This window comes from Paenibacillus sp. J22FR83 (genome assembly GCF_059691955.1).
Genome location: NZ_JCAUAM010000005.1, coordinates 100920 through 115508 on the forward strand (window position 1 = coordinate 100920; position 14589 = coordinate 115508).

Sequence of the window (14589 nt, forward strand, 5' to 3'; positions counted from 1 at the left end):
GTGGCTTACGAAAAAACAATATGGAATGCAGGAGGTGCTCCTGGTATTTCAGCAGAGAAATTAAATAAGATTGAGGCAGGTATTGCATCCGCACATACTACAGCTGATGCGGCTCTTGCTAGAAGTGGTGGAGCTATGACAGGAGCTTTAGGTGCTGCCGCTACAACTGGCGCTATCGGAGTAGCTATAGGTAACTCAAAACTAGAAGTTAAAAACAATGGCACAGCATCTGATGCAGCATATATGTCATTCCACAGACAAGGGCTTTATGCGGCTCATTTTGGTATCGATACTGATAACAAATGGAAAGTCGGCGGTTGGAGCATGGGAGCAACTGCATATGAGTTATGGCATGATAACAGGATGCGGGTACATTCAAGCGGCTTGTACTTAGAATGGTATAACACAACATTAGGAGGGTGGTATCCAGTGGGTGGAGGTTCAGCAATACAAGCAACATATACACGAACAGCTACATTTGGAGGTGTTAAGGCAAAAGGCGTTTGGCATACCGCATTAGATATCCAAAACAAAAGAGGAATTCTAATGTACGCTCAAGCGCAAGGTGCTACGGGTACTACGAGTTCGGGAGACGATACTTACTACATGGGAAGTACCCTAAAGGCTAGACTTACGATTGATGATCAAGTAGAGACAGCAACAGTTGTTTTACCACCTAACTCCAGTTACTACTCCTCATTTCCACTCGGTATGATATTTATTTCAGATCAGTTCGGTACTGGTGGAGACACCTATTATTTAGCAACTCAACGTACAGATCCTATTTACTTCATGAAAAACTGCAAAATAGAAGTTTATGGTGAGGTTACTGAGGCTCCTTGGACAGCAACACAGCCAACTTTTAGCGTTGTTGCTCGTTACGCTTTACATATCGGAACATAGGAGGAAGTATTGTGCCTAAATTATATTCAGTAGTTGATTCTGATGTTGTAGTCAAAGAAGTTGATGACAATGACGAAACGAGTTATATAAGCTACACAATTGGTGCTTTAAGTAAAACAGAAACAATAAGAATTGATAATCTGAATGTTGAAGATATCAATTATTCCTTTGATTTGGAATTAGGTGAGTATGTTGAACTAGCAAGATCGCAGAGATATTTCCCTGATCCTGATGCCGTTTCACCAGTCACAAAGATAGCAGAGCTTAATGCAGCATGTAATGCGGCAATCCTAGCAGGTTTCACATCGAATGCATTAGGAACTCCTCATACGTATGATTTTGATTATGAAGCCCAGATCAATTTCATCGGTACAAAAGATGCTTTCAAAGACGGTGTAATTACTGAAATAAAGTGGAAGACTGACGCAGGTGAAATTCTGCATAATCAAGTGCAATTTACAATTGTCTATTATGATGGATTCGCGCACAAGAATACAAATATTCAACGATATAAGACACTGAAGGCTGCTGTCCTTGACGCAACTACTGACGAAGAACGTGAATCGATACATTGGTGAAACATGTTATGAAAAGATACATTTGGAATCTTCTCATCTCCATCGATCAACTAATAAACACACTGTTAGGAGGCTACCCAGACGAAACAATCTCCTCAAGAATGGGAAAGCGCACCGATTGTAAGGTGTGCTTTTTTATTTGCAGATTTTTGGATTTTTTTGATAAGGAGCATTGCAAAAGGTCAATTGAAACAGACGAGGGAAATAGAAGTGAATAAGGAAGTGATTTTAGATGGCTTGGTTTGATAAAATATTAAAACGAAATTCAGCAGGAGAAGCAGTACCCCAATATTTTAATTCATCCATAAATGACAATGAGCCACTACAAGGTTCGAACGGGTCTGCTTTTATGCAATTAACAGGAAGTAATGTTTTAAAAGGTTCGCTACAAAACGTCACTACAGCGGGAACGAGAGTACAACTTCCGCCCTACGCCTGTCGTGAAGTAACTGTTATCTCTAAAGATACAAATACTGGGATTATCTATGCTGGAGGTAGTGATGTTTCTTCAACTGTATATGGCGTTAAATTAAAGAGAGATGGGAGTTTTACCTTTACAGTTTCGAACACCAATCTAATATGGATAGACGCATCTGTGAGCGGAGAGGGTGTTAGTTATGTCGCGGTATAATCCTAATGTTGAAGATCTTCACAGCATATTAAGCCCTAAAGCATTCGGAGCTAAAGGTGATGGAGTTACAGATGATACAGCAGCGATGCAAGCTTGCTTTGATAGTGTCACCTCTCATTCTTCAATTTTTATTCCTGATGGAATCTATATAGTGAGTGGATTAAAACTCTTTGGTAAGGATCATGTAAACATCTATAGTAATGGTGCAACTCTTAAGTTAAAGGCCAATAGTAATAAAGATGTGCTACTAATGGAACAGTGTCCATATTCTTCTATCGTTGGGTTAAAAATAGATGGAAACAAGGGAAATCAAACAACCATTGTCTCAGGGATTAAGTTTAAAGCTGTGTACTTTTCATTCATTCTGAATTGTCGAATTACTGATGTTTATGGAGATGGACTTCAAGTTGTCGGCTACTTCGATCCAATAGACACAACACTTTTCAGGGGTAATGATGAGGTTCATATCAATCACTGCTTCATTCAATCTAACACTCGTCATGCTATATTTATTGATTCTGTAGCAGATGTAAATGTCACGACATGTAACCTAGAATTTAACGGTGGAAATGGCCTAACAGTAACAAATACAACACCAATTGCATCGGGTAATTTAGGTGTATCTGATAGTCAAATTCTATCCAATGAAGGTTTTGGTATTGAGATTGACCAAGGAAGTGCGAGAGTTCTAATTGGATTTAATCATATACGTAACAACGGTAAATCAGGAATAAGATATGTTGGTGGTAAGCAATACAGTATCACGAATAACAACATTCACCTTAACGGTAGGGTGAATGTCTATTCAGCTGGGATTATTATCGGCTACAACCGTAGAGGGATTATTTCTGGAAATATGATCTCATGTACAGATTTCTCACCGACTCAAGGTTATGGAATTGAGGCATACGCGGTTAGTGGACTAATCGTTAATAATAACATAATTGAAGATAATCTCAGCACAGGAATCATGATTGATGGTGATTGTACACTTGTGAAAGTAAGTAATAATATTGGTGCCGCGGATTTAACGAGAGCATAAAGAAAAGTCACTCATATGTAGGGTGACTTTTTTGATATGTCAATAAAAGCATAGTTTTATTGGATATTCACCTTAGAAATACGGAGGAAACAGTAGTATATTTGAGTATTTGAAAGGTGTGAAAAATGTGGGAAATGAGTTAACTATTGAAGAACGTATTATGAGGCTGGAAACTCGTGTTGAAACTGAGTTAGTGGCCATTAAAGAAGCTATATATGATTTAAAGAAAATTGTAATGCTTCGGGAAGAAACTTATGTTACTAAAGATGTGCTTGAAAGTAAACTTGAGATACGTGACCGTGAAATAGCGAGTTTGAAAGCAGATAAACAATCCAACAAAAATAACCTACCTATTTGGTTAGGGTTAATGCCATCTTTTGCCGCGGTGATTGTTGCTATGGTGGCTTTGTGGAAGTGATATTTATTATATCGCAATTATAACTTGCGCAATTATTCTTTGCGGTATTTTAAATATCTGAGAAAAGAGGAGAAAAAACTATGGGAATGGTTATGCCTAAAACACTACATAAAGCAGATGTTCCAACTGGTTGGAAACGTATGAAACAGATCGCTGATAAGGCAATGAAGCATGGTAACTTTGATGCGAAGGATCTTAAAAAAGATTTATCAAATTTAAGAGACACATACAAATAGGATGGATCTATTAGTTGTAGATACTAATATCTTTATTAATGCAATATTCTCTAATGGATTTAAAAGTGATGAAAGAATATTAGGGTAAAATCACCGCAAAAACTTGAAAATTTATCTTGGGATAGAGGGGATCAGCCATTCATTGAGTTGGCAGTTTCCTCTGGAGCTAACCATTTAATAACTAATGATTTTCAAAATGGACTTTTAGATTTAAAAAAGTATCGTGATGTTAATATTATCACTGCTAGTAGTTACATGAAAGAACATGATAAGAAATTGCGACAAAAACAATTTAGACGGTAAACAGTCACAATGCATTTTTTTGTAATATATATTCCACTCCACTAAAAACGGAATGACTTTTTTGTTTTGTCTACAATCATACATAATAAAGGAGAAGAATGAAAAAATGAATATTGATAAGACCAAGGTGCTACGCTATGTATCGCTTATTTTTGCTGTTTTCGGAATCGGAAATATGATCGCATCTAGATACGGTCACGGGATTCCTGACTCTGAGATCGATTTTTATGCTGATGTCATAAGCTACGCTGCTTCAATTATATTTGGGGTGACTTTTGAAGCATCTTCTTTAAAAAGTTTATTCAAGGGAAAGAAAGTCTAATGCTAAACATTGCTCAGATGCTATATAAGAGTGAAGCAAGAGTGACAAAGTTGTATCCAACCGTAGCACATCTGACTAGACAGCTTATTACCATTGCATATAATGAGGGCATTAATATTGTCATTGTTCAAGGGCTACGAACTATGGAAGAGCAGGCAGCCTTATATGCCCAAGGACGAACCATTTCAGGAGCTATTGTAACGAACGCAAAGGCAGGATATAGCTATCACAACTATGGTTTGGCTATAGACTTCGCCTTACTTTCTGATGATGGTTATAGCATATTATGGACAGTAAATAGCAAGTGGAAAAGAGTAGTGGAGATTGGCAAGAGTCTAGGATTCTCATGGGGAGGAGATTGGACTGGGTTTGTTGATTATCCACATCTAGAGATGACATTTGGACTTAGTATTAATGATTTGCTGGCAGGTAAGAAACCACCAGAACAAGAGGTGTTAGATATGAGAAGTGAAGACGTAGAGTTTATCTTAGCTATTATGAGCAAGTATTGGCATGACATGGATGGGAATATGGACATTCAAAATGAGACTCATCGAGTGGCCAATGTATTGAGAGTTGCTGTAGGTAGGGAAGAGGAGTAGTTACCCTGAGAAAAGCGAGATAATTGTTATAGTCTTATCATCTGTTGGTATGAGAAAAGTGGGAAATCTTCTTGAATAAAAAATAAATGGAAAGGAACATTAAAAATGTAAAATAAATCAAATAAAAGTAATTGGAGGAATTGTTTGTGACAATAGCAACTATTGACATGATAGCAGCAAGAAAAGCTGTAGACGATGTAAAAGACATGACATTAAAGATTCATCAGCATTATCAAAAGTATGATCATACGGCATACGTCAAATTTCATGCAAGACTTTTGGAAGATCAAGCGCTTCTAGATGAGTTTATTATGAACCCCACAGAAGTTACAGAAAGAGAGACAGGGATTCCGACGATTGAAGGATCACATTACCATCTTATGAAAGGTGAAAATGAGTTCTATCCACCTGAAGGTAATATAGAACAAGAATATATGTCATCGGGAAATGGGGATGGCCCTTGGTCAAGAATAGAAGTCAGGCTAAGTTCCAACAAAGGTTCATCGTTCGCAACTTGCATACTAATTTGCGCTAGATGTGAAGATTGAATAAAAGAAATTGGGAGAGACATTTTTGTTATTTTGAATTTCATGAATTCCAAATTTGAAAATAAAGCCTCGTTCTAATAAGAGATAAGATGAGCTTGTGCAAATTATTGCATGGGCTTCTTGCTATTTTACAGAGCTCATACCACGACATGAAATGTATGTGTAAGATGTCTCTTGACTTTATATTGGAATGCAATAGAGGTAAAACCCAGAAAGGCTCAAAGTTTGACGAAAAAGTCTCTTCCTGTAAGTGCAGGAGAGATTAGTATCCATGGTGAACCCGAAATTGGGGCTTAATCTTTATTAATCTAGATGGTATCTTGGTTCATTCAGTGTCCTATTCCATATAAGACTTATACTGGAAAATGTTTTATGGATTTCGCTATCAAGTAAATCAGTGCTAATATTACTTAATTTTTCAAATAAATTGAAATAATAATCAATTAGAAGTAAATCATCTCCACTATCTGCACACTCAGCTTGCTGAATAACTATCTTATCAATCATACCTATAGTTTCTTCTCGCGTATAATCGTCTCTAGCCTTAAAATTAGTGATGGTTGGAATTACTCCATTAATATTGGTAATCTGTTTAAGTATGTCTTCATTTGACATTACAGCTTCTTCTAATTGAATATTTAAGTCATTTTGTTCTAAAGTAATTTCTTCCATTAGTTCATCTAATTCAGATTCCATAAATTTGCCTTTAGTATATTCTTTCAATAAGTTTTTGCGCTGCACCTTTAGTTCATCGAGTCTAAATCTTATTGAATCAGCTTTATCCTCCTGTTGGTTATCAACTTTTTCTAAGAGTTTTACTTTTACTCGTTCAAGGTCAAGAATATACTCTTCTTTTAAACTTTCAAGACTTGACTTGATCCCATCCTCAGCCCACGATAGCAATGACCATTCTAGTACATTTTCATATAAATGTATCGCATTACATGCTTTGACACCTTTCTTTTTCTTGATGCTACAAATATAGAATGGTTTCCCTCTATCAACGTTTCGAACATAACTTGAACCACATTTTCCACATTTAATTTTTCCTGCAAATTCGCTTGTTCCTTTATAAATCCCACGTTGCCCATCGCCTTTTTCTTTTCGTAAGGCTTGTGCTAATTCGAAAGTTTCTTTGCTGATAATAGCAGGGATTACATCCTCATTTACTTTCCATTCTGATTTGTCTCTAATTCTAGGTGAGTGCTTGCTAAATACAACTCCATCTGTCCATTTGTTTCTTACAAGGCAACCATAATACTTTTCATTGTTCAGTATACTTTTGATGCCTGAAATCGTGAATTGTTTACCGTTTCGAGTTTTGAGATCATAATTTTCTGAAATGCGTCGGAAACCTTCTCCAGCGGTATACAATTCGAATATCCTATTAACAGTTTTAGCTTCTTCTATATTAATAGTTAATTCTTTGCTTCCATTAACATAGTCATACCCAAACAGTTTGCCATTAGTCATAAGTGTGCCGCGTGATGCTGTTCTTTTTAGTGCATCTTTCATCTTAATACTCTTGTCACGTGATTCATTAGCTGCAAAAGTAAACATCAGATCAATGTACATAGCATCTGAATCATTCTCAGTTGATTTTCCTGAGTCAAGGAAGATAACGTAAACGCCTTTACGTTTAAGTTCCTCAAGTGGATCAGCGATTCCCGTTTGCCTTGCAAATCGAGAAAGATTGGACACTAAGATATATTTATACTTAGGTACAGAATGATGATCATGGTCGAAGTGAATCTTCTTTGACTTGTTATCAATAGTAACTCTGACTCCTGCATCCTCAATCATTTCAAGAAAACCTTGACGCTTAAATTTGGTAGCTGTTTTCTTGTCACTGTACACATGTATTAAGTTAAAGTGGGGATAACGTTCTTTGATTACTTCTTCAATGTTTAATTTTTGTGATTCAAAGCTACCCTCTTGCTCATTTTTCTCTGTCGAAACTCTTACGTATCCGACAACATTTATAGGTTTCATTTGGTATTCTCCTCATGTTAATTATAATAAATTTTACCATCCATAAATTCACTTGGCAACGTGCCATAATAGAAGCAAATTGTGCATCCCTGCGGCAGCGATCATCATGGCACGCTTTACCTGATGCTGCCCATTTACATCGGCATAATCTTCAACATAAGTGGGGAGAGAATTGACAGAGTTGGAAAATGCAGTAGATTCACGCTCGGCAGCTTGGTAAATAAATTCAACGTGAGAACATTTGTTCCATTTATTGAAATCAGATAGGTTCGTAATCACACAAACCTCTACACCTGCTATTAAAGCAGCTTCTTGTGCATTCGCAGTTGATAGACAGACTCGTTTAATACCCATCTTCTTGGCTGCATGAACCATAGATAGAACGCCGGGAATAGGACGAAGAGAACCATCTAATGCTAATTCTCCTAGAAATAAGGTGGAGGCGAAGTCTTCCACATGGACTTGGCCAGTAGTAACGAGAATACCAACTGCAATGGCGAGATCGAATGATGAACCTTCCTTGCGCAAATCTGCTGGGGCGAGATTTACTGTAATCCGATCCATAGGGAAGGTGAAACCACAATTTTTAATCGATGATCGAACGCGTTCAACAGATTCACGAATAGCTGAATCCGGTAACCCAACTAAGTTTATTTGAGGTAGACCACTTGAAATATCGACTTCAACTTCAATCGTGCGTCCCTCAATTCCTTGTAAACAAGCACTCATCACTTTGCCATACATAGAAAAACACCTTCTTCTCCATGGAATACACAGTCGGAAGACTGAGCTTCGAATTGGATAAAAGGTGCTTCCTCATTGATCCGATTGATTTCTTTTATTATAATCGCAATTGGTAAAATTACGCAAATACGGTATAGAACTTTCACGGTTTAAAAATGTGCGACATGCACATACTGGAAGATGAGGTGATGATATGCAGGAAAAACCATATTTTTGTCCCAATTGCCGTTCCAATCGTATTAAATTTAATGTAATCACGAGCTATTCGCAGTCTTTTTTGAAAGATGCGCTTTCTGGGAGTATTACCGAATTCCATGATCCAGGCGTCATACCAGAGCCGGAGCCAACGATTCAATGCCTAATCTGTAACTATTCAGGCAATGAAATGCGTTTTATTAAACAAGCAGAGCGTGAACCCCGGGTAAATACAGCACCAACATCGTATTCTTAATCAATTGAAGCAAGACGTATTTTTCAGTAATATGAGAAATACGTTTTTTATTTTGACGTGATAGTTAAAATTTTTCAGTGTGAAAGATAAATTTGAATGAATTCACGAAAAAAATAAAGAAACTGTCGAAAATAATGTGATACAATGGTTAGGGCTTGCGAAGAAGTGTGATACTAATTCCGGTAGCAAGATCGTTTCTCGTGCGCAACGTCAATTGGAAATTACACTTTTCCCTGTATAGCACGTATAGAAAGTCCATACTGATAGGAGGATTTAGGAAATGAATATCCATGAGTATCAAGGCAAAGAAGTCCTGAGACAGTACGGAGTCAGCGTTCCTAACGGAAAGGTTGCATTTACTGTTGATGAGGCAGTTGAAGCAGCAAAAGAACTTGGAACATCTGTTGTCGTTGTTAAGGCGCAAATTCATGCCGGTGGTCGCGGTAAAGCAGGCGGCGTTAAGGTAGCCAAAAACCTCGATGAAGTGCGTACATATGCTAGCGAAATTCTAGGTAAAGTACTTGTCACTCACCAAACAGGTCCAGAAGGTAAAGAAGTAAAACGCCTTTTGATCGAAGAGGGCTGTGACATTAAAAAAGAATATTACGTAGGTGTAGTTGTTGACCGTGCTACAGGCAGCGTCGTTTTGATGGCTTCCGAAGAAGGCGGTACGGAAATTGAAGAAGTAGCTGAACACTCTCCTGAGAAAATTTTCAAAGAAGTGGTTGACCCAGCAATCGGTCTTCAATCTTTCCAAGCACGTAGACTTGCTTATGCAATCAATATCCCGAATGAGCTTGTAAACAAAGCAGTTAAGTTCATGCTTGCGCTTTACAAAGCATTCGTTGAGAAAGACGCTTCCATTGCTGAAATCAACCCATTGGTTGTAACTGGTTCTGGCGACGTTATGGCTCTTGATGCGAAATTAAACTTTGATTCTAACGCTCTTTTCCGTCATAAAGACATCGTAGATCTTCGTGATCTTGAAGAAGAAGATGCGAAAGAAATCGAAGCTTCCAAATATGACCTAAGCTACATCGCACTTGATGGCAATATCGGTTGTATGGTTAACGGCGCTGGACTTGCTATGGCCACTATGGACATTATCAAGCACTACGGCGGAGACCCTGCTAACTTCCTAGACGTAGGGGGCGGTGCGACGAAAGAGAAAGTTACAGAAGCTTTCAAAATCATCCTTTCCGACGAGCAAGTTAAAGGGATTTTCGTTAACATTTTCGGTGGTATCATGCGTTGTGACGTTATCGCTGAGGGCGTTATCGCTGCGGCTAGAGAGCTTGGACTTTCCCGTCCGCTTGTAGTACGTCTTGAAGGTACGAACGTTGAGCTTGGCAAAAAGCTTCTTAACGAATCCGGTTTGAACATTGTTGCTGCTGATTCGATGGCTGATGGCGCACAAAAAATCGTTGCACTAGTTAAATAGTAGAACCAGAGCGGTTTTAATAATAGATAAGGGATGTGAACAATCGATCATGAGTATTTTGGTCAATAAACATACAAAAGTCATTACTCAAGGGATTACCGGCGCTACGGGTTTGTTTCATACCAAAGGCGGTCTAGACTACGGCACGCAAATGGTGGGTGGCGTAACTCCTGGTAAAGGCGGCACTACTGTAGATATCACATTGGAAAATGGTGAGCTTGTTAAGCTGCCTGTTTTCAACACAGTTGTAGAAGCGAAAAAAGTAACAGGTGCTACGGCATCCGTTATTTATGTACCTCCAGCATTTGCTGCAGAATCCATCATCGAAGCGATTGAAGCTGAGCTTGAATTGGTTATCTGTATCACAGAAGGTATTCCTGTTCTTGATATGGTACGCGTTAAGCGTTACCTAGAAGGTAAAAATACCGTTCTTATCGGACCTAACTGCCCAGGTGTTATTACACCAGGCGAGTGCAAAATCGGTATTATGCCAGGATACATCCACACACCAGGTCACGTAGGTGTTGTTTCACGTTCTGGAACATTGACTTACGAGGCTGTACACCAATTGACAACGCGCGGAATTGGACAATCCTCCGCAGTTGGTATCGGTGGAGATCCGGTTAAAGGATCCGAGTTCATCGACATCCTCAAACGTTTTAACGAAGATCCAGATACGTACGCGGTTATTATGATTGGTGAAATCGGCGGAACGGCTGAAGAAGAAGCAGCGGAGTGGGTTGCGGCAAACATGACGAAACCAGTCGTTGGTTTCATCGGCGGTAAAACAGCGCCTCCAGGAAAACGTATGGGCCATGCTGGTGCCATTATTTCTGGTGGTAAAGGTACGGCTGCTGAGAAAGTTGCAACGATGGAAAGATGTGGTATTCGCGTAGCGGCTACACCATCTGAAATGGGTTCAACTCTTGTTAGTGTACTTGAAGAAAAAGGTATGCTTGATAAAGTTATCACAAAAAAATAAGCTTCGTTTCACGAAGGTAAGCAACCTTCCATTTCCCTTAATTGGGATTTGGGAGGTTTTTTTATTTTCAGCTAGATGCATAGATTTGTCATTCTTGGAAGGAGTGTATATACTAATGGATAATCGTCGTTGTTTAATTGGCTTGCATGAGCTAGAGGGAGTAGGGTGGAAAACGATTCACCAGCTCTTGCATTGTTTCCCTGAACTGTATGTTTTGATCGGGAAGAGTGCAGGGGAGATCGCTGCATGTGGAATTCGGAGAACCGTAGCAGAAACGATTGCCACACGATTGACGCCTGTCTTTATTGAACAAAAGATACACCAATATAAAAGTCAGTCTATCCGGATCATGACACGATTCGATGAAGATTATCCGTCGATTCTGCAAGAAATTGCTCAGCCCCCATGGGTGTTATATGTGAAAGGAGATTCATCTCTTTTGCATGGACGCTTGCTTGGTATTGTGGGAACTCGAACCCCGACCCTCTATGGGAAGAAAATAGCTGAGGAATGGGCAGCATCGCTTTCACGAGCAGGATTTGGGATTGTAAGCGGGTTAGCAAGAGGAATAGATAGCAAGGCCCATATTGGAGCCCTGCAAGGGAAGGCCAAAACGGTGGCGGTTCTTGGATGCGCGATTAATACAATCTATCCGCGAGAGAATGCCCTGTTATTTCGCAACATAGAGCAAGAAGGTGTTATTATTTCAGAATACCCAATAGGAACAGGGATGAGACCAGGCATGTTTCCTCAGAGGAATCGAATTATCGCTGGATTATCATTGGGTGTTACAGTAGTAGAGGCGGCACAAGATAGTGGCTCTTTAATCACGGTTGAGTGTGCATTAGATTCTTCACGAGATGTGTTCGCGGTTCCAGGTCCAATTAATTCACGACAAAGCAGTGGTGTACATAAGCTTTTGAAGGATGGCGCGAAATTAGTCACCTGTGCCCAAGAGATTGTCGAAGAATATAAACACATTGTAAATATAGATGAAATTAAGTCCGTATTACAGCAAAAAACGACTTTTATTTTAACGGAAGATGAGGTCGAAATTGTACAAAAGTTATCAGATGATCCAGTCTCAATTGACACTTTATTAGAAGAGACGCAATTTACGTTTGGACATTTGCATGGAGTTCTGTTATCTTTGGTATTGAAAAAGGCGATTAAACAGCTTCCGGGTTCAACATACATTCGAGCATAGGCTAATCACGAAGTTTTGCTTCTCGCCAAATAAACTTACCTTGAAACCAAGAGGGGAGGAAGGACGAACCATGGCAGATTCGTTAGTCATTGTTGAGTCACCAGCTAAAGCCAAAACCATCGGCAAATATCTAGGCAGTAAGTTCATCGTTAAAGCATCGATGGGTCATATTCGTGACCTTCCGAAAAGCCAAATTGGCGTTGAAGTCGATCGTAACTTTGAGCCTAAATACATAACAATACGTGGTAAGGGTTCTATCCTTAAAGAACTCAAAGACGCAAGTAAAAAAGTTAAGAAAATATATCTAGCGGCGGATCCGGATCGCGAAGGTGAAGCGATTGCTTGGCATTTGGCTCATTATCTCGACGTAGGTTCAGATGAACTTTGTCGTGTTGTATTTAATGAAATTACGAAGGATGCTGTTAAGGATGCTTTCAAAACGCCTAGACGCATCAATCAAGATTTAGTCAATGCGCAACAAGCGCGTCGGATTTTGGATCGACTTGTTGGCTACAAAATCAGTCCTTTACTTTGGAAAAAAGTGAAGAAAGGACTTTCAGCAGGTCGTGTGCAATCGGTAGCGGTCAAGTTAATTCAAGACCGTGAGAATGAAATCAAAGCGTTTGAACCAGAAGAGTACTGGTCAATTACAGCCGTACTTGATGCGGGTAAAACCGTTTTTGAAGCTAAATACCATAGTCATAACGGTGAGAAAAAAGAACTTCACTCACAAGAGGATGTCGATGTAATTCTTGCTGCTATGGGTAATGAAGCGTTTGTTGTGAAAGAAGTGAAGGAGAAAGAACGTGGGCGCAACCCTTCACCACCTTTTATTACAAGCTCAATGCAACAGGAAGCAGCTCGCAAACTAAACTTCCGTGCTTCCAAGACGATGTCTGTGGCGCAGCAGCTATATGAAGGTATTGATTTGGGTAAAGAAGGTACCGTCGGTTTAATTACGTATATGCGTACGGATTCAACGCGGATTTCTCCTGTTGCTCAAGAAGAAGCCAAAGATTTTATTATATCGAAATACGGCCCAGCTTTCTATCCAGAAACACCTCGTCAGTACCTGAAGAAAAATGCGAATGCACAAGATGCGCATGAAGGGATTCGGCCTACTTCTGTATTGCGTGAACCTGATCAAATGAAAGCGTTCTTGAGTAAAGATCAATTCCGATTGTACAAGCTAGTATGGGATCGCTTCGTTGCAAGCCAAATGTCATCCGCGATTTTGGATACCATGACGATTGATTTGAACGCAGGAGAGACCATATTTAGAGCGAATGGATCCAAAATGAAGTTTGCTGGTTTCATGAAAGTATACGTCGAAAGCAATGATGACGGGACGACAGAAGAAGATAAACTGTTGCCCCCTCTATCGAAAGGCGATTCACTGGCCAAGCAAAGCGTAGAACCGAAGCAACACTTTACACAACCACCTCCAAGGTATACAGAGGCACGCTTAGTACGTGCGCTTGAGGAAATGGGTATTGGGCGACCAAGTACTTACGCACCAACGTTAGAAACGATACAGAAGCGTGGCTATGTGGCGATCGAAGAGAAGAAATTCGTACCAACAGAGCTCGGCGAGCTCGTGATCCAACTTATGCAAGAATTTTTCCCGGAAATTCTGGATATTGAGTTCACTGCTCATATGGAAGAAGAGTTGGACTTTGTTGAAGAAGGGAAAGAGGATTGGGTCCGCGTACTGGATACCTTCTATACTTCGTTTGAGAAGCGGCTAGAGTTTGCAGAAGAAGAAATGAAAGAAATTGAAATTCAAGATGAAGTTTCAGATGAAATATGCGAGAAATGCGGTAAGCACCTTGTATATAAAATGGGACGTTTCGGTAAATTCCTTGCATGTTCTGGTTTCCCAGACTGCCGAAATACGAAGCCGATCATTAAGGATATCGGTGTTACTTGCCCAACTTGTCACGCTGGTAAAATTGTAGAGCGTAGAAGCAAAAAGGGCCGTGTATTCTATGGTTGCGATCAATATCCAACCTGTGACTTCGTTTCCTGGGATAAACCAGTCCATCGACCATGTCCAGCTTGCAGTTCTCTGATGATTGAGAAGAGAAGCAAGAATGGGGTTATGATTCAATGTACACAATGTGATCATAAGGAAGAAGCCGTTGACGAATCCGATCACATAGAAGATATGAAAGATTAGAGGTGTCTGA

At 39.5% G+C, this 14589-nt stretch carries 16 protein-coding genes; 14 read left to right on the forward strand and 2 right to left on the reverse strand.

Annotated features, from left to right (window positions below; genetic code table 11):
- The 9 genes from AC58PV_RS10910 to AC58PV_RS10950 all read left to right on the forward strand — a co-directional run bounded on the left by AC58PV_RS10910 (window position 1) and on the right by AC58PV_RS10950 (window position 5583).
- Complete coding sequence (locus AC58PV_RS10910) at window positions 1-903, forward strand: hypothetical protein (protein ID WP_497432273.1); 903 nt, start codon at window positions 1-3, stop codon at window positions 901-903.
- An 11-nt stretch (window positions 904-914) separates the two neighbouring features.
- Window positions 915-1481, forward strand: coding sequence for a DUF4376 domain-containing protein (locus tag AC58PV_RS10915; protein WP_497432274.1), 567 nt, complete (start codon window positions 915-917; stop codon window positions 1479-1481).
- Between the two features lie 232 nt (window positions 1482-1713).
- Window positions 1714-2112 (forward strand): hypothetical protein, encoded by a 399-nt coding sequence (locus AC58PV_RS10920; RefSeq protein WP_497432275.1) that lies wholly within the window; start codon window positions 1714-1716, stop codon window positions 2110-2112.
- Window positions 2099-3154: a right-handed parallel beta-helix repeat-containing protein gene (locus AC58PV_RS10925; protein ID WP_497432276.1), complete on the forward strand. Its 1056-nt coding sequence runs from the start codon at window positions 2099-2101 to the stop codon at window positions 3152-3154. Before AC58PV_RS10920 ends, AC58PV_RS10925 begins: the two co-directional genes overlap by 14 nt.
- Before the next feature lie 127 nt (window positions 3155-3281).
- Window positions 3282-3572, forward strand: a complete 291-nt coding sequence (locus tag AC58PV_RS10930) for a hypothetical protein (protein WP_497432277.1) — start codon at window positions 3282-3284, stop codon at window positions 3570-3572.
- Window positions 3573-3652: 80 nt separating this feature from the next.
- Window positions 3653-3808 carry a hypothetical protein gene (locus AC58PV_RS10935; protein ID WP_497432278.1) on the forward strand — a complete coding sequence of 52 codons (156 nt, stop codon included), beginning with the start codon at window positions 3653-3655 and terminating at the stop codon, window positions 3806-3808.
- Between the two features lie 409 nt (window positions 3809-4217).
- Complete coding sequence (locus AC58PV_RS10940; protein ID WP_497432279.1) at window positions 4218-4433, forward strand: hypothetical protein; 216 nt, start codon at window positions 4218-4220, stop codon at window positions 4431-4433.
- A 41-nt stretch (window positions 4434-4474) separates the two neighbouring features.
- A complete protein-coding gene (locus tag AC58PV_RS10945) occupies window positions 4475-5035 on the forward strand; it encodes a M15 family metallopeptidase (RefSeq protein ID WP_497432280.1) in 561 nt (186 codons plus the stop codon).
- Window positions 5036-5181: 146 nt separating this feature from the next.
- Complete coding sequence (locus AC58PV_RS10950; RefSeq protein WP_497432281.1) at window positions 5182-5583, forward strand: hypothetical protein; 402 nt, start codon at window positions 5182-5184, stop codon at window positions 5581-5583.
- A 303-nt stretch (window positions 5584-5886) separates the two neighbouring features.
- Here the strand turns inward: AC58PV_RS10950 and AC58PV_RS10955 are convergent, their stop codons facing one another.
- Window positions 5887-7575, reverse strand: coding sequence for a recombinase family protein (locus AC58PV_RS10955; protein WP_497432282.1), 1689 nt, complete (start codon window positions 7573-7575; stop codon window positions 5887-5889).
- Between the two features lie 48 nt (window positions 7576-7623).
- Entirely contained in the window at window positions 7624-8319 is a 696-nt protein-coding gene (locus tag AC58PV_RS10960; RefSeq protein ID WP_497432283.1) for a magnesium chelatase domain-containing protein, read from the reverse strand.
- A gap of 193 nt (window positions 8320-8512) precedes the next feature.
- On the opposite strand from AC58PV_RS10960, the gene AC58PV_RS10965 reads away from it, so the two are divergent.
- From AC58PV_RS10965 to topA, 5 genes are all read left to right on the forward strand, one after another.
- Window positions 8513-8770, forward strand: coding sequence for a hypothetical protein (locus AC58PV_RS10965; RefSeq protein WP_497432284.1), 258 nt, complete (start codon window positions 8513-8515; stop codon window positions 8768-8770).
- A gap of 280 nt (window positions 8771-9050) precedes the next feature.
- Window positions 9051-10211 (forward strand): ADP-forming succinate--CoA ligase subunit beta, encoded by a 1161-nt coding sequence (sucC, locus tag AC58PV_RS10970; protein WP_068662589.1) that lies wholly within the window; start codon window positions 9051-9053, stop codon window positions 10209-10211.
- Between the two features lie 49 nt (window positions 10212-10260).
- A complete protein-coding gene (gene sucD / locus AC58PV_RS10975) occupies window positions 10261-11193 on the forward strand; it encodes a succinate--CoA ligase subunit alpha (protein WP_057315715.1) in 933 nt (310 codons plus the stop codon).
- Window positions 11194-11308: 115 nt separating this feature from the next.
- On the forward strand, window positions 11309-12400 hold the full coding sequence (dprA, locus tag AC58PV_RS10980) for a DNA-processing protein DprA (protein ID WP_497432285.1): 1092 nt from the start codon (window positions 11309-11311) through the stop codon (window positions 12398-12400).
- Between the two features lie 70 nt (window positions 12401-12470).
- Window positions 12471-14579 carry a type I DNA topoisomerase gene (gene topA, locus AC58PV_RS10985; RefSeq protein WP_497432286.1) on the forward strand — a complete coding sequence of 703 codons (2109 nt, stop codon included), beginning with the start codon at window positions 12471-12473 and terminating at the stop codon, window positions 14577-14579.
- Window positions 14580-14589 lie beyond the last annotated feature (10 nt).

Bases quoted from the DNA above. Each gene is read 5' to 3' on its own strand.
- AC58PV_RS10965 (WP_497432284.1), top strand. From the start codon at position 8,513: ATGCAGGAAAAACCATATTTTTGTCCCAATTGCCGTTCCAATCGTATT.
- AC58PV_RS10940 (WP_497432279.1), top strand. From the start codon at position 4,218: ATGAATATTGATAAGACCAAGGTGCTACGCTATGTATCGCTTATTTTT.
- AC58PV_RS10920 (WP_497432275.1), top strand. From the start codon at position 1,714: ATGGCTTGGTTTGATAAAATATTAAAACGAAATTCAGCAGGAGAAGCA.
- sucD (WP_057315715.1), top strand. From the start codon at position 10,261: ATGAGTATTTTGGTCAATAAACATACAAAAGTCATTACTCAAGGGATT.
- AC58PV_RS10960 (WP_497432283.1), bottom strand. From the start codon at position 8,319: ATGTATGGCAAAGTGATGAGTGCTTGTTTACAAGGAATTGAGGGACGC.
- AC58PV_RS10925 (WP_497432276.1), top strand. From the start codon at position 2,099: ATGTCGCGGTATAATCCTAATGTTGAAGATCTTCACAGCATATTAAGC.
- sucC (WP_068662589.1), top strand. From the start codon at position 9,051: ATGAATATCCATGAGTATCAAGGCAAAGAAGTCCTGAGACAGTACGGA.
- dprA (WP_497432285.1), top strand. From the start codon at position 11,309: ATGGATAATCGTCGTTGTTTAATTGGCTTGCATGAGCTAGAGGGAGTA.
- AC58PV_RS10955 (WP_497432282.1), bottom strand. From the start codon at position 7,575: ATGAAACCTATAAATGTTGTCGGATACGTAAGAGTTTCGACAGAGAAA.
- topA (WP_497432286.1), top strand. From the start codon at position 12,471: ATGGCAGATTCGTTAGTCATTGTTGAGTCACCAGCTAAAGCCAAAACC.
- AC58PV_RS10935 (WP_497432278.1), top strand. From the start codon at position 3,653: ATGGGAATGGTTATGCCTAAAACACTACATAAAGCAGATGTTCCAACT.